18 protein-coding genes are annotated in these 20,012 nt (G+C 60.9%); 11 read left to right on the forward strand and 7 right to left on the reverse strand.

Features of this window, described 5'->3' with window-relative positions; translation table 11 throughout:
- Positions 1-48: 48 nt before the first annotated feature.
- Entirely contained in the window at positions 49-1,434 is a 1,386-nt protein-coding gene (locus BUA94_RS01215; RefSeq protein ID WP_073007761.1) for a tetratricopeptide repeat protein, read from the reverse strand.
- Positions 1,435-1,597: 163 nt separating this feature from the next.
- On the opposite strand from BUA94_RS01215, the gene BUA94_RS01220 reads away from it, so the two are divergent.
- Positions 1,598-2,752 carry a YeeE/YedE family protein gene (locus tag BUA94_RS01220; protein WP_073007764.1) on the forward strand — a complete coding sequence of 385 codons (1,155 nt, stop codon included), beginning with the start codon at positions 1,598-1,600 and terminating at the stop codon, positions 2,750-2,752.
- An 8-nt stretch (positions 2,753-2,760) separates the two neighbouring features.
- On the opposite strand, the gene BUA94_RS01225 is transcribed toward BUA94_RS01220, so the two are convergent.
- Positions 2,761-3,426, reverse strand: a complete 666-nt coding sequence (locus tag BUA94_RS01225; RefSeq protein WP_208979935.1) for a hypothetical protein — start codon at positions 3,424-3,426, stop codon at positions 2,761-2,763.
- 417 nt (positions 3,427-3,843) lie between these two features.
- Between BUA94_RS01225 and maiA the strand changes: the two genes are divergently transcribed.
- Complete coding sequence (gene maiA, locus BUA94_RS01230) at positions 3,844-4,491, forward strand: maleylacetoacetate isomerase (protein WP_073007770.1); 648 nt, start codon at positions 3,844-3,846, stop codon at positions 4,489-4,491.
- 201 nt (positions 4,492-4,692) lie between these two features.
- On the opposite strand, the gene BUA94_RS01235 is transcribed toward maiA, so the two are convergent.
- Positions 4,693-5,454 carry an SDR family oxidoreductase gene (locus BUA94_RS01235; protein WP_073007773.1) on the reverse strand — a complete coding sequence of 254 codons (762 nt, stop codon included), beginning with the start codon at positions 5,452-5,454 and terminating at the stop codon, positions 4,693-4,695.
- Positions 5,455-5,605: 151 nt separating this feature from the next.
- On the opposite strand from BUA94_RS01235, the gene BUA94_RS01240 reads away from it, so the two are divergent.
- Together BUA94_RS01240 and BUA94_RS01245 are read left to right on the forward strand one after the other, a co-directional pair.
- Entirely contained in the window at positions 5,606-6,379 is a 774-nt protein-coding gene (locus BUA94_RS01240) for an ion channel (RefSeq protein WP_208979936.1), read from the forward strand.
- A 127-nt stretch (positions 6,380-6,506) separates the two neighbouring features.
- Positions 6,507-8,150: a thiamine pyrophosphate-binding protein gene (locus BUA94_RS01245; RefSeq protein ID WP_175557972.1), complete on the forward strand. Its 1,644-nt coding sequence runs from the start codon at positions 6,507-6,509 to the stop codon at positions 8,148-8,150.
- Here the strand turns inward: BUA94_RS01245 and BUA94_RS01250 are convergent.
- The 3 genes from BUA94_RS01250 to BUA94_RS01260 are packed head-to-tail and all read right to left on the reverse strand — an operon-like array spanning position 8,132 to position 11,576.
- A complete protein-coding gene (locus BUA94_RS01250; RefSeq protein WP_073007778.1) occupies positions 8,132-9,658 on the reverse strand; it encodes a sulfatase-like hydrolase/transferase in 1,527 nt (508 codons plus the stop codon). The genes BUA94_RS01245 and BUA94_RS01250 overlap by 19 nt on opposite strands.
- Entirely contained in the window at positions 9,655-10,437 is a 783-nt protein-coding gene (phnX, locus tag BUA94_RS01255; protein ID WP_073007781.1) for a phosphonoacetaldehyde hydrolase, read from the reverse strand. Before phnX ends, BUA94_RS01250 begins: the two co-directional genes overlap by 4 nt.
- On the reverse strand, positions 10,434-11,576 hold the full coding sequence (locus BUA94_RS01260; protein WP_073007784.1) for a TIGR03364 family FAD-dependent oxidoreductase: 1,143 nt from the start codon (positions 11,574-11,576) through the stop codon (positions 10,434-10,436). The genes phnX and BUA94_RS01260 overlap by 4 nt, the downstream gene beginning before the upstream one ends.
- A gap of 241 nt (positions 11,577-11,817) precedes the next feature.
- Here BUA94_RS01260 and panC point away from each other — a divergent pair, with 241 nt between their 5' ends.
- Both panC and panB read left to right on the forward strand, forming a co-directional pair.
- Positions 11,818-12,663, forward strand: a complete 846-nt coding sequence (gene panC, locus BUA94_RS01265; protein WP_073007787.1) for a pantoate--beta-alanine ligase — start codon at positions 11,818-11,820, stop codon at positions 12,661-12,663.
- Between the two features lie 61 nt (positions 12,664-12,724).
- Positions 12,725-13,534 (forward strand): 3-methyl-2-oxobutanoate hydroxymethyltransferase, encoded by an 810-nt coding sequence (gene panB / locus BUA94_RS01270; protein ID WP_073010636.1) that lies wholly within the window; start codon positions 12,725-12,727, stop codon positions 13,532-13,534.
- A gap of 72 nt (positions 13,535-13,606) precedes the next feature.
- On the opposite strand, the gene BUA94_RS01275 is transcribed toward panB, so the two are convergent.
- Positions 13,607-14,410, reverse strand: coding sequence for an IclR family transcriptional regulator (locus BUA94_RS01275; RefSeq protein ID WP_073007790.1), 804 nt, complete (start codon positions 14,408-14,410; stop codon positions 13,607-13,609).
- A 159-nt stretch (positions 14,411-14,569) separates the two neighbouring features.
- On the opposite strand from BUA94_RS01275, the gene BUA94_RS01280 reads away from it, so the two are divergent.
- From BUA94_RS01280 to BUA94_RS01300, 5 genes are all read left to right on the forward strand, one after another.
- Positions 14,570-16,087 carry an ABC transporter substrate-binding protein gene (locus BUA94_RS01280; protein ID WP_073007793.1) on the forward strand — a complete coding sequence of 506 codons (1,518 nt, stop codon included), beginning with the start codon at positions 14,570-14,572 and terminating at the stop codon, positions 16,085-16,087.
- Positions 16,088-16,196: 109 nt separating this feature from the next.
- Positions 16,197-17,114: an ABC transporter permease gene (locus BUA94_RS01285; RefSeq protein ID WP_073007796.1), complete on the forward strand. Its 918-nt coding sequence runs from the start codon at positions 16,197-16,199 to the stop codon at positions 17,112-17,114.
- A gap of 1 nt (position 17,115) precedes the next feature.
- Positions 17,116-18,018 (forward strand): ABC transporter permease, encoded by a 903-nt coding sequence (locus BUA94_RS01290; protein ID WP_073007799.1) that lies wholly within the window; start codon positions 17,116-17,118, stop codon positions 18,016-18,018.
- Positions 18,019-18,021: 3 nt separating this feature from the next.
- Positions 18,022-19,017 carry an ABC transporter ATP-binding protein gene (locus BUA94_RS01295; protein ID WP_073007802.1) on the forward strand — a complete coding sequence of 332 codons (996 nt, stop codon included), beginning with the start codon at positions 18,022-18,024 and terminating at the stop codon, positions 19,015-19,017.
- Positions 19,014-20,006, forward strand: coding sequence for an ABC transporter ATP-binding protein (locus tag BUA94_RS01300; protein WP_073007805.1), 993 nt, complete (start codon positions 19,014-19,016; stop codon positions 20,004-20,006). The genes BUA94_RS01295 and BUA94_RS01300 overlap by 4 nt, the downstream gene beginning before the upstream one ends.
- Positions 20,007-20,012 lie beyond the last annotated feature (6 nt).

Consider the following 20,012-nt stretch of genomic DNA (forward strand, 5'->3'; position numbering starts at 1 on the left):
TATGCGAGGGGACAGGGGGCGCCCCTCTACAGGTTCCTAGCCGGATTGTCATGTCATTGTGGCGCGAAGGCGGCCATCGAGCATGACGCTCTCGGCAGACTTCATCCTGCTACAGGTCTCCAGCCGCATTTCCGAAAACCGGTCAAAAGCCCCTCTGCGCCGTGTGCGCTCTCTAAGAGCGGCTTCGGCCTCGGAGGCAAGGCCGGCTCTCAAAGCGGCGTCGATGGCGATCCTGTCGAAGACATCGCGCTGGGCATGGGACCCGCCAATGGACTGGAGATCCTGCTGCGCGAGGGTCAGGTATTTGAAGGCCGTGCCATAGTGGCCTTCCCGGAAGGCCTCCAGACCTTGGGCAGCGGGGAGCCCAGCCTTTTCGGCAACCGGCTGCATGTCTCCCTCGGGGTTTCGTGCCCGCTGGCGCAAGTTCATCAACAGCCGGTCGCTGGCCTGGCTGCGGCCGCAGCTTGCCAGGGCAAGCATGTAGTGAAGGTCGGCAAAGACGTTGCAGCCGTCTTCTGCGCGCTTGTCGGCAAGCGCCGCCAGTTCCTGCCACCGCGCACCGACCTGAACGCCTTCCAGCTCCAGACGGACCAGAAGCGAGACAGCGTTGGAAATGTCACGGAAGTCATCGGTCTGATCGCGGCGAACTTCGTCATCGTACAGAGCCAAAGCCTTGTCCGGCTGGCCCCGGTCCAGGTACATCAGCGCCAGGTGCCACCAGACGTGATAGCCAAAGTTGTTGCAATGGGCCCAGCCCTCAGGGCGCTTTTCGAGCCAGCCGATGCCTTCCTCGGAGCGTCCGGTCATATCATGCACATGCGCCACCGCATGCAGACCCCAGGCATCATCGGCCGCAAATTCCAGGCCGCGCTTTCCACAGGCTTCTGCCTGCCGGTAGTCACCAGTCTCCTCCAGCGAAAAGGCACGGCAGCCAAGAACATAGCCATAGGCTGGATGGGTCTCGTCATAGGTGCCCAGCACAGCCTCGATGGACGTCCGCATGCCGATACTGTCACCCAGGATGAAACGGGTAGCGTGAACGAGCTTGAGCAGGAAAGCATCCCCGGGAAAGGCCGTCAGGGCCTGATCCAACCTGTGCGCAGCCCGGCTCGGCCAACCGTCCAGCCAGTCGCGCAGGGCATCGACCACCGCCGCCTCGCGTTGGGTCACGGGACTGGCCTTTCTGGCAGCATCGGCAGCCATCCAGGCCTCGGCGGCCGTTGCGACCATTTCACGACGCCCCAGCATCAGGCAGAAAAGCCCCTTGGCCGCATGGGCCAGGGCAAAACCAGGCTCAAGATCCAGAACCTTGCCCAGACAGACTGGCGTGTCTCGTCCGTGGGAGAGAAAGGCCGTCACGGTCTTGTTCCAGAAGACGGTGGCTTCCGCACTTGAGAGGCTCAGTTCATATCCAAACTGGTCAGTTTGAGCCATTTGGTGGGGTCCTCTCATGGGTTTGGTTCACTATCGGGCTTGGGTGGTGACCTCCAGAAAAGCTCAGGCCGGTTCTGAACTGCAAAACACAAGATGGTGTTATGCGTGTGTTGAGGGGCTCGTTCGCTTGTGAATTTCTTCACAACCCCTTAGTGGGGTGACCATGACGAACGTATCTCTTCCCGCATCTCAGCGGCTCGCCGTGATCGGCGCTGCCATCGCTCTTGGCCTTGTCGCGGCTCTTGCCTATGGCGCTTCCGGGCCGAAACAGGCCGGGGCCGTGTTGATCGGCGCTCTTGCAGGTCTGGCGCTTTATCACGCCAGCTTCGGCTTTACCGCCGCCTGGCGCCACATCGTGACGGAGAAAAAAGGCACCGGTCTTCGTGCCCAGTTCGTCCTGCTTCTTCTCACCTCTGCGATCTCGTTCCCGCTGATTGCCTGGGGATCGGACTTCGGCCTGCCGACCGGCGCCTATGTGTTCCCGTTCGGGGTTGCGGCTGCCATCGGCGCCTTCATGTTCGGCGTCGGCATGCAGCTTGGGGGCGGATGCGCCTCCGGCACCCTGTTTACCGCTGGCGGTGGCTCCACCCGTATGATGGTGACCCTCGTTGCCTTCATTCTGGGATCGGTGATCGCGACCGCGCATCTGCATCTGTGGTCGGCGCTTCCGGCTTTGCCAGCCGTTTCCATCGTGACGACTTTTGGCCCCGTGCTGGCCTTCCTGCTGACCGCGCTGGTTCTGGGTGCCATTGCTCTGTTGACGATTGTGATCGAGCGCAAGGCTCATGGCCAGCTTCTGGAGCCGCGCAAGACAGGATCGCTGCTGCGCGGTCCCTGGTCGCCGATGCTGGGCGCGGTGATGATCGCCGTTGTCTCGGTTCTGACCTTCCTTGTGGTCGGCCGTCCCTGGGGGATCACGTCAGGTTTTGCGCTGTGGGGTGCAAAGATCTTTCACGCGGCGGGCATACCCGTTGAAACCTGGCCGTTCTGGCAGGGGCAGGTCGCGGCCATCGAAGGCAGCGTCTTCAAGGACGTCACCTCCGTGATGAATTTCGGCATCCTGATCGGAGCCTTTGCAGCGGCAGCGCTTGCGGGCAAGTTCTCACCTGTCTGGAAACTCTCCGGCAAAGACCTGGCAACCGCAATCATTGGCGGCCTGCTGATGGGCTATGGTGCCCGCCTTGCCTTTGGCTGCAACATTGGCGCCTATCTCGGCGGCATCGTGTCCGGTTCACTGCACGGATGGCTGTGGCTGGTGTTCGGCTTCCTTGGCAGCCTTCTCGGCACCCGCTTCCGCCTGAAACTGGGAATGGGCTGAGCCTGTCCTCAGAAGGCGACGTCACCCGTAACCTTCGGAATGATGGGGGCGAGGCATTCATGCAGCCGCGTCTCCCATTCCACCATCTTGGCCCGGCTTGACCCAACAGGATTGAGCGGCAGAAACAGGCTGTAGAGCGGCTCGATGCCATGGACCGGCAGCCCTCTTGCCGATCTGGCTCCTCCCTTGCGGTGTTCCTTGAAGCGGCTGGCGACCGGGCGGGACGTTGACCCGACATAGGCGCCGTACCACTGGCTGGTTTCAGTGTATCCGCCACGCAGGATCACATAGACCTTGCCTCTGCCGCTGGTGCCTTTTCGTTCACTGGTGAGTTGCGGCAGAAGCGTGCCGAGAACGGCCGCGCGCGCGGCACCCAGCCAGGGGATCGGTGCAAGCTCCAGCCTTGCGAATTTCATCCGCGCATTCAGATCCTCCCGCCGCTCCGTGAGCTCCTCAAGCGCAAGCGTTGCAAGTTCCAGGTTGGGCGGATCCAGCTGCAACCAGCCCCCAATCAGCGTTTCAAGATGACGGGACTGCCATCCGGCAAAGGGCCGCCCGGCTTCATAGTCGAGGCCATCGAGAGGCTGATTGCAGTCGGGGGCGAAGGATCGGTGGCGCATGGCTTTGTCTGGAGCGGCAGGCGTGAGGCCGGATCTACGGCTGGTGAAGGTCATTTCTTAGCCGGTTCTGGCGTCTCTTTCATCGGCTTTGCCTGTTTAACGGTCTTGCACAAGGGCACAACAATCCCCACACTCTTTATATCGTCAACAGCTTGAAAGGAGGTGTGCCCATGTCTAGTGAGACCCCGAAATTGGCCCAAAAGTCTGGGCGGAATTTGCCGGTGCTGGAGCAGCCTCTGGTGTCGCGCAGTTTCGCCGGGATCTGATCCGGACAATTAGGTCAAATCGATCTCATGGGAGGGCCGCAGCTGCGGCCCTCTTTGCTTTTGAAACGCCCAATTCGTCGTTGGCCTGAGCGGCCTTGCCGGATTAAGTTGCGTGTGTAACTAATCAACCTTCCATATGTGTCCCCGGACCTTCTGCTTTGGAGGAAGCGGTCCGGAGCAGACGCAGGTCCCTGGGAGGTGACAGATGATACCGGTGCTTCATTCCTATTTCCGCAGTTCCACCTCGTTCAGGCTGCGCGCTGCGCTGAACCTCAAGGGCATCGAAACGGAATACCGGGCCCATCACTTGCGCCTTGGCGAGCAGCGCTCTCCCGGCTATCTCAAGCTCAATCCGCAAGGGCTGGTGCCCGCGCTTGAACTGCCGGATGGAACGGTACTGACCCAGTCGATGGCGATCATCGAATATCTGGACGAAACCGTTCCGGAGCCGCCGCTGCTGCCAAAGGAGCCTGTCGCACGGGCGCAGGCACGGGCAATGGCCCAGATGATCGCCTGTGAAATCCATCCATTGAACAACCTCAAGATCCTGACCTATCTGAAGACCGAATTCGGAGCAGGAGAAGAGGCTGTCGCGGTCTGGTTCCGGCATTGGGTGGCCGAAACGTTCGCCCCTCTGGAAAGCCTGTTGGCGAACCGGCCTGTCGCGCATGCCTATTGCTGTGGTGATACGCCGGGGCTTGCGGACATCTGCGTGGTGGCGCAGGTGACGAACAACAAGCGGTTTGCTGTCGATATGATGCCCTATCCGGTCATTTCCGCCATTTACGAACGCTGCATGGAACTGCCTGCCTTTCAGAAAGCAGCCCCTGCCAATCAGCCGGATGCGGAGTAGGTTTCAGAGTTCCTGATAGAGGTATCATGTGCATGATAGTCATCCCGGCCAAGCGGAGCGCGAGCCGGGACCGGTGAGCAGAACGCCTAACGATTGCGAAAGGCTGACTGTCGAGAGACTACGCCTCACCGGTCCCGCATCTTCGCTGCGCTGCGTGCGGGATGACGAAGGGATGGGCTGGTCATCAAACTCGGCTCAGACTTACCCGATGCCAAGAGCCTTGCGGACCACTGGGTCCTTGAGCGAGCAGTCTTCTCCCAGATATGCATCGCCTGCCTTGCCGCAGAGCCAGGCGATGGCCTGTCCGACCCAGTCCGGGTCGAGATGGGCCGTGGGGGCGAGGCGGCTGTAATCGTTGATGCCGGATGCGCGAATGCTGGCCTGCATGCCGGTTGCCACCGTGCCGGGGCTGAGGCCCAGGACGCGGATACCCTCTCTGCGCCATTCCAGGTCGGCCGAGCGGGTAAGGGACAGAACGGCCGCCTTGGAGGCACAATAGTGGCTCCAGCCCTCGATCGGCCGGCTTGCCGCCCCCGAGGACAGGTTGATGATTGTTCCGGTTTTCTGCTCCAGCATGACGGGACCCGCTGCCCGCAGCCCGTGATAGACGCCCTTTATGTTGACGTCCGCCACCTTGGCCCAGGCGTCCGGATCGGATGTTTCCAGACGGCTGATAGGCTCGATCAGCCCTGCGTTATTAATGAGAATATCGAGACGCCCGGTCACTGCCAGAGCCGCACGGACGGCAGCTTCCACATCGGCGAACCGGGAGACGTCGCAGGCAAGGGCATGGGCACGGCCGCCGTCGGCGGTGATTGCTTCGGCGACGGGCTCTACGGCTTCCTGGGTGCGGGCGGTCAGGAACACGGTCGCGCCGCTGGCAGCAAGGTGGCGGGCGGTAGCCGCGCCGATGCCACGGCTTGCTCCGGTGATCAGGGCAGTCTTGCCGGAAAGGTCAGTCACGCCAGATACTCCAAAGAACGATAGAATTGCCGGGCTTGCGGTTCGAACACCCGTACCAGGTCATTATCTTGCTGATATTTTTCAGGGGTAAAGAACTATTCCGCTATGTGCGGGCAACTCATTTTGTCATGGTCTTTTTATGAGTGAAGCAATGTCCCCTTTGAGGCAGAGGCTGAGAGGTCTCTATTTCGGCGAAACACGGGAAGCAAGGATCTGGCGCTATGCCATCCTGGCTTTTGATATCCTCACCATTCTCTATTTCATCGTTTCATCGATGGTCGATCCTGACCGGGTCCATCATGAGTTGGACTATGTGATTGCGGCCATTCTGGCTGCCGACTACATCGGCCGTCTCCTGGCATCGGACAGGCCTATGCGCCACGCGATGGAATTTGTGTCGCTGGCCGATCTCGTGGTGATCGTGTCCCTCCTCGTTCCCGCTATTCTGGAGAATTTCGGCTTCCTGCGCGTGGTGCGGATGTTGCGGCTGCTGCGGTCCTATCATCTGCTCAAGGAACTCAGAAGTTCCTCCGCCTGGTTCAAGCGGAACGAGGAAATCATTCACTCCGGCCTGAACCTGTCGGTGTTCATTTTCGTGGTGACCGCGATTGTCTATGTGGTCGAGCATGACCGTAACGCTTCGATCAACAATTACCTTGATGCGCTCTATTTCACCGTGACCACCCTGACCACGACGGGCTTCGGGGACATCACCATGACCGACAGCATGGGACGGCTCCTCACGGTCGCGATCATGATCTTCGGCGTGGCCCTGTTCCTGCGCCTGGTTCAGACAATTTTCCGTCCTGCCAAGGTGAAGGTCCCCTGTCCGGATTGCGGTCTCTCCCGGCATGATCCGGATGCGGTGCATTGCAAACATTGCGGCAAGGTTCTGAACATTCCGACCGAGGGCGAGTGGAGCTGAGCTCCGGCCGATGACATGTCTTTCACCGCAACGTGTTGGGTCTGCCCTTTCTGACTGTTGACCCGGAAGAGCTGCCGGGGTCAGGTGCTGACCTGACACAGACAGGTATGGGAAGACAGGCATCGTCATGACTTCAGGCGCAGATTCGGGCAGCATCACCGGCGCGGATATCATTGCAGGCAAGCTGCATGCGGCGGGGTGCCGTCACGCTTTCGGCATTCCGGGCGGAGAGGTTCTGGCGCTCATGGGGGCACTGGATCAGGCGGGCCTGCGTTTCGTGCTGGTGAAGCACGAGAATGCCGGTGGCTTCATGGCCGAGGGCGGTTGGCATGCGGACGGCGCGCCCGGTGTGCTTTTGGCAACGCTTGGTCCAGGTGCTGCCAATGCGGTCAATGTGGTTGCAAATGCCTGGCAGGACCGGGTGCCTCTGATCTTCCTGACCGGCTGTGTCAGTGGCGCCGAGGCGGAGAGCTACACCCATCAGGTCTTCGATCACCAGCAGATGCTGCGGCCCATCGTGAAGGCGAGCTTCCGGGCGGAGCTTGGCGTACTGGACGTCATGATGGAAAAGGCCATTGCCATTGCTCTGGATGGCCAGCCAGGTCCCGTTCACATCGATGTGCCGATCTCCGTTGCCGAGGCGCAAACCAGCGAGCCCTGGTCGAGCACCCCCTTGCCGGGGCCTGCTATCCTCGCTCCGGCTCCGGGGCCAGCCTTGCAGCAGGCACTGACCCTTTTTGCAGGCGCCAAACGGCCGATTGCGATCGCAGGCGTCGATGCGGTGAATGAGGGGGCAGGGCCGGAGATTACCGCTTTTTGCCGGAAGTTCTCCATTCCGCTGGTGACCAGCTACAAGGGCAAAGGTCTGTTGGAAGAGACAGACCCGCTGGCGCTGGGCGGGGCAGGATTGTCTCCCAAGGCGGACGGAATTCTCCTGCCGCTGATCAACCAGAGCGATTGCATCCTGCTGTTGGGCTATGACCCGATCGAGATGCGGATCAACTGGCGCAACCCCTGGCCGGAGACGGCAGCTGTCATTGACGTTGCACCGGTGCTGCGGACCCACGGCATGCACAAGTCTAGCGTTGCCCTCCGCAGTTCCGTGGTCCCTGCATTGGATATGCTGACTGCGGCGCGAAGCGTAGAGGCCCTGTCCTGGCCGGATGGGGAGCCGGAGCGGGCTCGGGCCGCGCTCGAAGTGGCCTTCGCGCCGGAAGCCTCCGGCTGGGGGCCCGCAACGGTCTTCCATACGCTCAATCAGGTTCTGCCGCCTGAAACCGTTGCGACGGCGGATAGCGGTGCGCACCGCATTCTGGTCAGCCAGATCTGGCGCAGCCATTCGCCCCGGGGAATGCTGCAGTCCTCGGCGCTGTGCACCATGGGATGCGCCGTGCCGCTGGCAATGGGGCACCGGCTGATCGATGCGGACAAGGCGCCGGTTGTTGCATTTGTTGGCGATGCCGGGCTGGAAATGTGCCTTGGCGAATTGTCGACCCTCCGGGATCTGCAGATCCCGGTGATCATCTGCGTCCTGGTGGACCGCTGCCTGTCCCTGATCGAACTCAAGCAGCGCGCCAGCCAAAGGCTTACCGTCGGGGTCGGGTTCGGCGAGACGGATTTTGTCGCAGTTGCGCAAGCCTATGGCGGAACTGGCGTCTGGGTGGAAGATGCAGCCACTCTGACCAAGGCCGCTGAGGAGGCTCTGGCGCGCCCTGGCTTTACCCTTCTGGCCTGCCGGATCTCCGACAGGGCTTATGACGGGCGGCTTTGAGGCGGTTCCGGATAGAACTCCCAGACCAGTTTTTGCGAGAGTGTCTCGTCATTAAGCCGCATGCGAGTGCTGAGCAGCCGGCTCTGGCAGTCCATCAACACGTCCCGGTGTGCCGGATCATCTGCGAGGTTCTGATGCCTCTCTGCGGCGCCGGTCTTCATCAGCACCGGCGGCAACGTCGGACAATGGACATAGAGCCAGTCCTGTGTCTGCAGGCACAGGACGGACAGTCCACTCTTCGCGCCTTCTTCGATGCCTTCCGGTCGGACAGCGAGATTGCGGAAGTCATATTCAAAGACGGCGCTGGTCCGGGAGGCCTCAGGAGCCTCGCCTTGCAGGATCGGCAGAAGGGACTGACCATCGGGAGCATGTTCCGGGGCAATGCCCATGAGCGCTGCCAGCGTTGGAAAGATATCCGTGGCGGAGGTGAAGGCCTCACAGGTCTGGCCAGCTTTGGCCCCCGGCAGGCGGATCACCAGCGGGATGTGGTAGCTCTGCGGGTAGAACCCACCTTTTCCGAGCATCCAGTGGTCGCCCATCATCTCCGCATGGTCGGAGGTGAAGAAGATGACCGTGTCTTCATCCATGCCGGAGGTTCGAAGCCCCTCCAGCAGCCTGCCGAGCTGGGTGTCCACTTCTGAGATCATGCCATGATAGAGTGCCCGGATGCGCTTGAGGTCGCGGCGGCCGAGATCCCTGACCAGACCATCTGCTCCGGGAATATGGCTTGAGATCTTCTGGGTATGCTGCAGCGCTTTGACCAGCGGATGGAAGGCTGCTTCCTCTCCGGCCGTCTCCGTACCTTCAAATCCCGCGTCGTCCTCCGGATCATAGAGGGTGTTATAGGGGGCAGGCGCACAAAGCGGCGGGTGAGGCCGCAGGAACGAGACATGGGCAAACCAGGGCTGGCCTGTCTCCTGACCTGCCAGCCAGTCCAGGAATTTGTCCGTCAGGAATGCAGTCTGGGTTTCATTCGCACCATATTTTGCCGGTTTCAGCGAAACGCGTTCGCCAGGCTCCGTTTCGACGTGGTGGATTGCCGCCAGGTCTTCCTCGCCATAGCCGCGCTCCTTCAGCCAATTCAGCCAGGGTCCATCGTCTTCCGGCAGGATCTGGCCGACTTCAAAGCCCGGCAGAACGCCTTCATAGGTCAAAAGCGCCGGATCTTCGGGGGCGAGGCGCCGTGGGTCCGGTGCCGTATCCGTGTAGCCGAAGAGCGTCGGCCGGTAACCGGCGCGCCGGGCGGCCAGAGCTATCGTGTCAAAGCGCGCATCCAGAGGCGATCCGTTCCAGATCACCCGGTGGTTCATCTGATAAAGGCCGGTGTAAAGCGATGCCCGTGCCGGAGAGCAGGGGGCCGTTGCCGCGAAATGGCGGGTGAAAAGGGTGCCTTGCTTTGCCAGCGCATCCACATTCGGCGTCTTGAGGGTGGGATGCCCGGCACAGCCGAGACTGTCTCCACGCCACTGGTCAGCCGTGATCAGCAGAATGTTCGGCCGCCGCGTCATCGCGTCTCCAGGCTTTCGATCAGAGCGGGCAGATCGGCAACCGTGTCGATGACATGGTCGGCGCCTGCTGCCTTCAACTGGGCGGTCGCATAAAGCCGGAGTGCGTCGACCGCTTCCGGCGGCAGGCTTGCCAGCTCTTCCGGGGTCTTGCCCGCGTAATTGCCCGACAGAGCCAGGCCAACCGTCACACAGCCGGCAGCGACGCCCTCTGCAATGCCAGGTTCAGTGTCGTCCACCTTGATCACGGCGCTGGGCGGGTAGACAGCCAGATCCACGAAACACTGATACATGCCGAGAGGACCGGGCCGTCCTTCTGCCAGATCATCGGCACAGATCAGATTGTCCGGCTCATAGCCCTGGGCCGCTGCAACAGGCAGAACCCTCTCCATGATCGACCTCGTGTAGCCTGTTGTGGAGCCGATCTTCATGCCTCGGCTCCGCAGCCATCGCACGGTGTCGAGGGCTCCGGGGACCAGTGATGCATAATCTGCGACCACGTCCTCGTTCATTGGCACGAAGATCTTGTAGACCGCGTCTACATCCTCGTCCTGTGGCAATTGCCCGAAGGTTTGCTTCCATTGGGCCGCGATGTCCGGGTCATTCATCATGGCCCGGATATGATGCCATTTCGGCGCTCCCATCGGGGCCCGGGCCTGTTCGATGGTCGCAGTGATGCCGAACTTTGCGAAGGCCTTCACGAAAACGCCCATGGGCGCAAAGGACCCGAAGTCGATCATGGTTCCGGCCCAGTCGAAGACGACAGCCTTGAATTTGGTCATGCGGCGGCTCCCTTGCCGAACAGATCTGAAATTGTTTCCTCGCCAATGGCGAAGGCCGTCGAGGCTCCGCAGCCTGCCGTGACGATGACGATGCGGGTGGCCTCGTCTGGCGCGTCGGTGAAGCGCCAGCGGTCGGCTGCAGAGGCATAGGTCCCGATCCAGCTCTCACTGATCTGATAGGGGCCAAGATCCAGGACCGCGTCCATTTCCTCAAGGATAAGTTCGTTGACCCGTTTGTGCAGGAACGGGTCGGGTGTTGGCGAATAATGGTGGCTGTCGCCGACGACCAGGCTGCCATCCGCAGATTGCACCACGATCAGGTGAACGCCATTTTCGCGCAGCTCCGCCTGTTCCCTGTCGAGGCGCTGTTTCAGGGCTTTTGCTTCTGGAAGTTCCGCATAGCCAAGATAACGGGCAAGGCCGAGGTCGGACATGACAGCCGTGCCAAGGGTCATGGGGGCCTTCGGCGCAAGCCTGAGCATCTGCAGCTTGCAGCGGGTGACCTCGAATGGAGCAATCCGGCTTGCGAAAAGTCCGCTAAAATCATCGCCGGGGCAAATGACAACGGTTTCCGCATGGACCTTTCCCCGGGATGTCTCGAGCTTCGGTGCTTCGACCGACGTGACGCTCGTCTGCCAGAGAAAGGCAACGCCGAACTGCTCTTCCAGCCAGGCGGCCAGCCGGGGTAGGGCGTCGCGGGATTCAACGCGCAGTTCATGGGGCGAATAGAGCGCCGCCGTGATTGTTTCCTCCCGCAGGCAAGGGGAGAGAGCCTTTGCCTCCTTGGGAGACATCCGCCGGCAGCCTTCGGCCATGGGGGTCTGAAGAAAGGCATCTATCACGGCTTCGGCCTCGGGCCGCCGGGCGGTCATGGTCAGGCCCTGATGCAGCACGGGGATGCGGGCAGCTTCCGAGACCTCTGCCCAGACGGCCCGGCTTCGCCAGGCCTTTTCCCAGCAGTCTCCTGCCTGCTGGCCGGTGACAGTCACGAAGCCGAAATTGCGGATCGAGGCGCCATTGGCTGCCGCGTCCCGGTCAATCACCACCACGGATTTGCCAAGCCTTGCGGCGGCCAGGGCATGGGCGAGGCCGACAATTCCAGCGCCGACAACGGCAAGGTCATAATGGGGGTGAGCCATGAGGACGAGATCCCTCGGGATGTGAAAGGTCCAGCCCGGAGGACTGGTGAGGAGAAGCTACGATGGCAGGCGGAATGTTTGTATCGAATTCTTATAACTATAGCTTCTAGCTATAATTTCGGATCAGGCGACCGCGCTGCACAATTTCCCGCTGGACCCGCCCGGCGCGGAGGCGATAAGTACTTTGCTCAAGAAAAGGGTCCGGGAGCGTTGCTTACACAGGACCCATGGGAAGGACGCCATGCAGATTTGTGCAAGGAAACAGGAAGTGCGCGACCGGGTGACCGGCCTGCGCCGCCAGGGGCAGACCGTCGGTCTGGTGCCAACCATGGGTTTTCTCCATGAAGGGCATCTTTCACTGGTGCGGGAGGCCGCGCGCCGGACGGACCGTGTGATCGTCTCCATCTTCGTCAATCCGACCCAGTTTGGTCCCAATGAGGATCTGACGACTTATCCGCGTGATCCGGAAGGTGATCTGGCAAAGCTCCGGGCCGAAGGGGTCGACGCGGTCTTCATGCCAGATGTGGAAGAGATGTACGGTGCCCGCGGCGATACGTTCGTCGAGGTGCCGGGGCTCTCGGGCGTGCTTCAAGGCGCGCTCCGGCCGGGGCATTTCCGCGGCGTCTCGACCGTCGTGACCAAGCTCTTCAACATCGTGCAGCCGGACGTCGCCGTCTTTGGCGAGAAGGATTTCCAGCAACTGGCCATCATCCGCCAGATGGTGCGTGATCTGGACATGCCGCTGCAGGTCGTGGGTCATCCGACGGTCCGTGAAGAAGACGGTCTCGCCATGTCGTCTCGCAACGTGCGTCTTGCACCTGAGCACCGGGCGGAGGCTCCGGCCTTGAGCCGGTCTCTGGCTGCAGCAGCGGAGCTCGCGGCTTCCCGCCCCGATATTGCCGGGCTTGAAAGCGCCATCCGCGTGGTTCTGGCCGAAGCACCTGGCGGCAAGGTCGAAAGTGTCGATATCCGCGACGCGGCAACCCTTGCTCCCCTGACCGGCAAGCTGGACCGGGAAGCCGTGGTTCTGCTCGCTGTGCGGTTCGGACCGGTGCTCCTGATCGACCAGCGTGTCATCGCCCCTTGAATTTCCTGTGGTCCGGAAGCACCGGGCCGCTGCCCAGGCACACTTGCTGAAAGGAAACGCCATGAGCGTTCAGAAAGCCGTCCGCCGGATCACGGTCCCCCAGATTGCTGCGCGCAAGGGCGGAGAGCCGATTGTCTCTCTGACGTCCTATCACTCGCACACAGCTGCAATCGTGGACAAATATGCGGACTTCATTCTCGTCGGCGACAGCCTGGGCATGGTCATGCATGGCCTGGAGACCACGATCGGTGTGACGATCGACATGATGATTGCCCATGGCAAGGCCGTCGTGCGCGGCACCGAGCGGGCGCTTGTAGTCGTTGACATGCCTTTCGGCAGCTATGAGGAAAGTCCCTCCGTTGCGTTCCGCAATGCGGCGCATATCATGAAGGAGACAGGCTGCGGTGCGGTGAAGCTGGAAGGCGGCAGCCGTATGGCCGAGACGATCCATTTCCTGACCGAGCGCGGCATTCCGGTCATGGGTCACATTGGTCTGACCCCGCAGTCGGTTCATGTCATGGGCGGGTTCAAGACCCAGGGCCGGTCAGAGAACGATTGGGAGCATCACCTGAAGGATGCCCGTGACGTGGCAGAGGCAGGAGCGTTCAGCCTTGTGGTGGAAGGCATGGTCGAGCCGCTGGCGGCTGCCGTCACCAAGGAAGTCCACATCCCGACCATCGGCATTGGCGCTTCTTCCGTCTGCGATGGGCAGATTCTCGTGCTGGAAGACATGCTGGGTCTCAACCCGAAGCCGCCGAAATTCGTCAAGGTCTATGGTTCGCTGGGCGAGCAGATCGAAGATGCCGTCAAGAACTATGCGGAAGAGGTCAAGAGCCGCGCCTTCCCGGGCGAGGGCCAGGTCTACCGCTGAGCGGATCTTGCGGGCGGGGCTTGCCCCGTCCGGTCTTGTCTCGTCTGATCTGCGGCTCTGGCCGGGGAAGGGTCAGAGCCCGGGCGTGAATTCCCGGATGGCCGGAAGGCGCATGGTCGGTGAAATGGCGTTGGCCGTATCCCGCAGCGCCGGGAGGATCTCCTTCAGGAGCCGCTCCTCGTCGTAGTGATGCGCGGAAACAGAACACTGGATGGCGGCAATGGATCTGCCATCCGGACCGATGATCGGAGCTGCAATGGCAAGCTCGCCGATGATCATCTGACTGGTGGCAATCGCGTAGCCATCACGGGCGGCCTGTTCGACGGCCCTGCCCAGCTCTTCCCGGTCCAGAACTGTATGCGGCGTGAAGGCGCGCAGGGACCAGGTCTCGACAATCCGCTTACGCTCTTCTTCCGGGCAGGTTGCAATCATGACGCGGCCGCTTGTCGTCATAAGGGCTGGCAGTTTTCGCCCGACAACAGTTGCCGCAAAATGCGTCCGCTTGCAGGGCAGGCGGTTGATATAGATGATGTGATCTCCGGACAATTCCGCCAGATTGACCGTCTCGCCGAGCTGCTGCGACAGTTCGATCAGCTTGGGCAATGTGCGGCCGACAATGGGATCAGCCCAGTAATAGGCGAAGGCAAGCTCGAGCCAGGCATGTGAAGGCCTGTAGCGGCGGGTCACCGGATCCTTGTCCAGCATGCCTTCCACATGAAGGGTGTTCGCAAGCCGCTGGGTTGCGCTTTTATCCAGTCCCGTCCGCTCGACCAGATCCATCAGGGAAAGATCGGTGTGCTGATCATCAAAAGCCCTTAGTATCTTCAGGCCTTTTGCAAGGGAACTGACAAAGAGTGTGTTTTGCTTCGCATTCATGCACGCCGCTTCCCTGAGCAAATTTTTGAATCGAGGCTTGACGAACCTGACTGATCCTAGAATATTTCCAAAATAAAAAAAATACTAAGTATTAAAATATAATACTTTCAGAGCAGCAGAAGCATGTCGTCCGTGCATGCCAACACAAGGAACAGGGGAATGAAGGGATCTTTTCTGAAGACCACCATTGCAGCAACGGCACTTCTGGCCGCCGCTGGCTCCGCTTGGGCCGACAAGGCCAATGACACCCTGAATGTCGCTTTCACGAAAGAGCTGGAGAACGTCGACAGCTATTTCAACTCGGCACGTGAAGGCGTGGTTCTGATGCGGGCTATCTGGGATGGCCTGATCTATCGTGATCCGGCGACCAATGAATACAAGGGCAACCTTGCAGAGTCCTGGACCTGGATCGACGATACGACACTTGAATTCAAGCTCCGCCAGGGCGTGAAGTTCCACAACGGTGAAGCCTTCAACGCAGACGACGTGGTCTACACGGTTAATTTCGTCGCGAAGGAAGAAAACGGCGTAAAGACCCAGCGGAACGTCAACTGGATGAAGTCCGCCGAGAAGATCGACGATTACACCGTCCGCATCTATCTCAAGGAAAAGTTCCCGGCAGCCATCGAATATCTCTCTGGTCCGGTCGCGATCTATCCGAACGAATATTACGCCGAAGTCGGTCCGTCCGGCATGGGCCTGAAGCCGGTTGGTACCGGCCCGTACAAGGTCACCGAAGTGGTGCCTGGCCAGCACTTCGTGCTTGAGCGCAACGAAGACTATTTCGACGGACCAAAGGGCAAGCCGGCAATTGGCAAGGTTGATATCCGCACCATCCCGGACGTGAACACCCAGATGGCTGAACTCTTCAGCGGCACGCTGGATCTGATCTGGCAGGTGCCTGCCGATCTGTCCGAGCGTCTGTCCAGCATGGAACAGTTCACCGTCGCCAACGAATCCACCATGCGCGTCGGTTACCTCGCCATGGATGCCGCTGGCCGTACCGGTGCCGATACGCCCTTCACCAAGTTGAAAGTGCGTCAGGCCGTCAACTACGCCATCGACCGCAAGACCCTCGTCAGCGCACTGCTTCAGGGCAAGAGCCAGGTCATCTGGACCGCTTGCTTCCCGAGCCAGTTCGGCTGCGAACAGGATGTGGCGCATTACGACTACGATCCGGAAAAGGCCAAGCAGCTTCTGGCTGAAGCCGGTTATCCGGACGGGTTCTCGACCGAATTCTACGTTTATCGTGACCGTGAATACGGCGAAGCCATTGCGCTTTACCTGAATGCTGTCGGCATCAAGACTGATTTCAAGATGCTGCAGTACTCCGCGCTTCGTGAGCTCAACATGAAGGGCGAAGTGCCGATCTCCTTCCAGACCTGGGGCAGCTATTCCATCAACGATGCGTCTGCCATGGTCAGCCAGTACTTCAAGCACGGTTCCCTGGACGATGCCCGTGATGATCAGGTTCTGGCGGATCTGAACGTTGCCGACAGCGCAACCGACCCGGAAGTCCGCAAGGAACACTACAGCAAGGCTCTGAAGCGCATTGCGGATGAAGCTTTCTGGGCTCCGATGTTCTCCTACAACACGAACTACGTGTTCACGAAGGAAGTGTCCTACACGCCGACGGCGGATGAGGTCCTTCGCTTCGCGACCATGACCTGGAACTAACAGGCTCGATCGGGCGGCGCATGCCGCCGCCCGATTTAGTTTAGGTTTCAACTGGCCGCCATGCGGCCAGACAGAGCACTATTGCCCGAATTTCCCTGGAGTAGTCGCCGTGCTGCAGTTCATCCTGAAGCGGCTCATGCTGGCCGCCATCGTCGCGTTGACGGTATCTTTTATCAGCTTCAGCCTCATGTTCCTGTCCGGTGACCCCGCAGCCGCTCTGGCTGGGGAAACGGCCAGTGGTGAGGATATTGAAGCGATCCGGACCCTCTACGGGTTCGACCGTCCAATGCTGGTGCAATATTGGGAGTGGCTCGGTTCCGCTCTGACCGGTGATCTTGGGCAGAGCTACTATTTCAAGCTCCCGGTCGCGTCCCTGATTGCTGACCGTCTCGGGGTGACGATGACACTCGGCCTATGCGGGATTACCTTCGCATTGCTGACGGCCGTTCCGCTTGGGGTGGCTGCCGCCATCCGCCCGAACTCCTTCATCGACCGCCTTTCTCTATTCATGTCCGTGGCAGGGCAGGCGATGCCGAGTTTCTGGTTCGGTCTCATCCTGATCGTTGTGTTCTCCATCAAGTTCGGCATGCTTCCGCCTTCGGGGGCAAGCACCTGGAAGCACTTCATCATGCCGACCATCGTGCTTGGCTATTACGCCATGCCTGCGATCATGCGTCTGACTCGTGCCGGGATGCTGGATGTTCTGTCGTCCGACTACATCCGGACCGCGCGGGCGAAAGGCGCTTCCGAAGTCAGGGTGCTGTTCAAGCATGGTCTGCGCAACGCCATCATTCCGGTGGTGTCGCTGGCAGCTGTCCAGATGGGCTTCATGCTGGGTGGCTCGATCGTCGTTGAATCGATCTTCGCGCTCCATGGCGCCGGCTTCCTGGCCTGGGAAAGCATTGGCCGGAACGACCTGCCGACCGTGCAGGCGCTTATTCTGGTTTTCGCGATGTTCTACATCGTCTTCACCTTCCTGGCAGACGTTCTGAATGCCTGGCTCGACCCCCGTATGCGGAGCAGCTGAGATGACAGATATGAACGCAAACGATCCCCTTCTGCAGGAAGTCTCCGGACCGTCCCCGCGCCAGATCCTTTTCCGCCGCGTCGTCACGCACAATGGTCTGATGTTTGGTCTCGTGGTTGTGGCCCTTCTGGCGCTGGTTGCGATCTTCGCGCCGCTGCTGGCGCCTCATGATCCCTACAGCCAGAACCTCCTGATGCGCATGAAGCCGCCGGTTTTCCTTGGTGGCACCTGGGAATACCCGCTGGGCACCGATCACCTTGGCCGTGACTATCTCTCCCGCTTGATCTATGGCGCACGGGTCTCCCTGATGATCGGCGCGATCGCAGCTCTGATTTCGGGCCTGATCGGGACAGCTCTCGGCGTCAGTGCCGGCTATTTTGGCGGCCGGGTTGATGCTGCCGTAACCTTCCTGATCAACGTGCGTCTGGCCCTGCCGGTGGTTCTCGTGGCTCTGGCCGTCGTTGCTGTCATGGGCGGCTCGCTGGAGATCGTGATCATGGTGCTGGGGCTCTTGCTCTGGGACCGGTTCGCGGTCGTCATGCGCTCCTCCACCCTGCAGATCCGGCGCAGGGAATATGTCGCTGCGGCCCAGGCCATCGGCGCCTCGACGCCGCGGGTGATCCTTTCCGAGATCATGCCGAACATCGTCAACAACCTGATCGTCGTTGTCACCCTCGAAATGGCCCATGCGATCCTGCTGGAAGCTGCCCTTTCGTTCCTGGGTGTCGGCGTGCAGCCGCCGACACCGAGCTGGGGCCTGATGGTGAGCGAAGGCAAGAAGATGATGCTCTTTGATGCCTGGCTGGTTCTCATTCCCGGCGCGGTGCTGTTCGTGCTCGTGCTGGCGATCAATCTGATGGGTGATGGTCTGCGTGACGTCACAGCCCCGGAAAACAGGAGCTGATCCATGACTGAACCTCTCCTGAATGTCCGCAATCTGAAGCTGGATATTCCCGTTGCAAGCGGCACGCTTCATGCGGTGCGCGGCATCGACTTCGACCTCAAGCGCGGCGAGACCCTGTGTATCGTCGGCGAGAGTGGATCGGGCAAGTCCCTGACCTCCCTGGCCTTGATGGGACTTTTGGGCAAACGCATCGTCCGCAAGGCCGATCAGATGACGTTCGACGGCACCGAGTTGACCACGATGTCGGCCAAAGAGCTGCGCAAGCTGCGCGGCGGCCGTATGTCGATGATCTTCCAGGAACCTATGACTTCCCTGAACCCGGCCTACACCATCGGCGACCAGCTGATGGAGGCCCTGCTGCTGCACAAGCCGGTGGGCCGCGAGGCCGCCCGCGCCCGGGCCATCGAGCTTCTGGAAAAAGTGGGCATCACGGCGGCCGAAAGCCGTCTCGGCCAGTATCCGCATCAGCTTTCCGGTGGTCTGCGCCAGCGCGTGATGATCGCCATGGCGCTGATGTGCGGCCCGGAACTGATCATCGCCGATGAGCCGACCACGGCTCTCGACGTGACCATCCAGGCCCAGATCCTGCGCCTACTCGTGGACCTTATCCGCGAGATGAACATGGCCATGATCCTGATCACCCACGATCTGGGCGTCGTTGCCCGTGTCGCGGACAAGGTGGCGGTCATGTATGCGGGCGAACTGGTGGAAACCGGTCCTGCGGCGGACATTTTCGCCAAGCCCTGCCATCCCTATACCCGTGGCCTCCTGCGCTGCATTCCGCTGCCCGGCAAGACCGAGCGCGGCAGCGAGCTGGGCACCATTCCCGGCATCGTGCCGTCCCTGGTGGGCGAAGTCTCGGGCTGCGTGTTCCGCACCCGTTGTGACTATGCCGCAGATGCCTGCCGCAACGCCATTCCGCGTCATACGGAAGGCGCGCACACATTCCGCTGCATACACCCCGATGGCATGCGCCACGCTGAGGAGGTCCCGGCATGACAGACAAACCTGTTCTGGAGCTTGAAGGCGTTACCAAGACCTATCGGGTCAAGCAGGGCCTTTTCGGCGGTGTGAAGCCTCTTACGGCCGTCAACAATGTCTCCCTTTCCTTGCAGAAGGGCGACGTGCTGGGCCTCGTCGGTGAATCCGGCTGCGGCAAGTCGACCATGGCCAAGATCCTGCTCGGTCTCGAACAGCCGACAGCCGGCCGCGTGCTGGTGGATGGCGAAGAGATTGGCGCTCATGACCGTCTGGCTCTTGCACGACGTATTCAGCCAATCTTTCAGGATCCCTATTCCTCGCTTAATCCGCGCAAGTCCATTGCGGACGTGATTTCCCTTCCGCTTGTGGTTCACAAGATCGGTGATCACGCCAGCCGCATGAAGCAGGTGCGGGAGATGCTGGATGTGGTGGGGCTTCCGTCCCGCGTGATGAATTCCTATCCGAGCCAGATGTCCGGTGGCCAGCGTCAGCGCGTTGCGATCGCCCGTGCCCTGATCATGAAGCCGGAAATCGTCATCTGCGATGAGCCGACCTCCGCTCTGGACGTGTCGGTACAGAGCCAGATCCTCAATCTTCTGGGGGACCTGCGCCGTGAGTTCGGTCTCACCTATCTCTTCATCAGCCACAATCTGGCGGTGGTGGAACATCTGGCAACCCGTGTTGCCGTGATGTATCTCGGCCAGATCGTGGAAGAGACCGATGTGGCCAGCCTCTTCGACAATCCGCGTCATCCCTATACCAAGGCGCTGCTCAAGTCGGTGCTGACGCCGGAACCCGGCCTTGGCGTTCCGGACACCCAGCTCGGCATGGCCTATCCGAATCCGATTGCGCCGCCGCCGGGCTGTCACTTCCATCCGCGCTGCCCCTTGCGCGGTGAGCCGTGCTTCACCAAGGCCCCACGCCAGATTCCGATCCCGGGCGGCCATGTGGAGTGCCACCTGCACGACCCGGACATTGAAATGTCCGATCAGGTTCACGCGGCATGAGCGGTG

The organism is Roseibium suaedae, from assembly GCF_900142725.1.
Lineage (GTDB): Bacteria > Pseudomonadota > Alphaproteobacteria > Rhizobiales > Stappiaceae > Roseibium > Roseibium suaedae.

Bases quoted from the DNA above. Each gene is read 5' to 3' on its own strand.
- BUA94_RS01215 (WP_073007761.1), bottom strand. From the start codon at position 1,434: ATGGCTCAAACTGACCAGTTTGGATATGAACTGAGCCTCTCAAGTGCG.
- BUA94_RS01220 (WP_073007764.1), top strand. From the start codon at position 1,598: ATGACGAACGTATCTCTTCCCGCATCTCAGCGGCTCGCCGTGATCGGC.
- BUA94_RS01225 (WP_208979935.1), bottom strand. From the start codon at position 3,426: ATGACCTTCACCAGCCGTAGATCCGGCCTCACGCCTGCCGCTCCAGAC.
- maiA (WP_073007770.1), top strand. From the start codon at position 3,844: ATGATACCGGTGCTTCATTCCTATTTCCGCAGTTCCACCTCGTTCAGG.
- BUA94_RS01240 (WP_208979936.1), top strand. From the start codon at position 5,606: ATGTCCCCTTTGAGGCAGAGGCTGAGAGGTCTCTATTTCGGCGAAACA.
- BUA94_RS01245 (WP_175557972.1), top strand. From the start codon at position 6,507: ATGACTTCAGGCGCAGATTCGGGCAGCATCACCGGCGCGGATATCATT.
- BUA94_RS01250 (WP_073007778.1), bottom strand. From the start codon at position 9,658: ATGACGCGGCGGCCGAACATTCTGCTGATCACGGCTGACCAGTGGCGT.
- phnX (WP_073007781.1), bottom strand. From the start codon at position 10,437: ATGACCAAATTCAAGGCTGTCGTCTTCGACTGGGCCGGAACCATGATC.
- BUA94_RS01260 (WP_073007784.1), bottom strand. From the start codon at position 11,576: ATGGCTCACCCCCATTATGACCTTGCCGTTGTCGGCGCTGGAATTGTC.
- panC (WP_073007787.1), top strand. From the start codon at position 11,818: ATGCAGATTTGTGCAAGGAAACAGGAAGTGCGCGACCGGGTGACCGGC.
- panB (WP_073010636.1), top strand. From the start codon at position 12,725: ATGAGCGTTCAGAAAGCCGTCCGCCGGATCACGGTCCCCCAGATTGCT.
- BUA94_RS01275 (WP_073007790.1), bottom strand. From the start codon at position 14,410: ATGAATGCGAAGCAAAACACACTCTTTGTCAGTTCCCTTGCAAAAGGC.
- BUA94_RS01280 (WP_073007793.1), top strand. From the start codon at position 14,570: ATGAAGGGATCTTTTCTGAAGACCACCATTGCAGCAACGGCACTTCTG.
- BUA94_RS01290 (WP_073007799.1), top strand. From the start codon at position 17,116: ATGACAGATATGAACGCAAACGATCCCCTTCTGCAGGAAGTCTCCGGA.
- BUA94_RS01295 (WP_073007802.1), top strand. From the start codon at position 18,022: ATGACTGAACCTCTCCTGAATGTCCGCAATCTGAAGCTGGATATTCCC.
- BUA94_RS01300 (WP_073007805.1), top strand. From the start codon at position 19,014: ATGACAGACAAACCTGTTCTGGAGCTTGAAGGCGTTACCAAGACCTAT.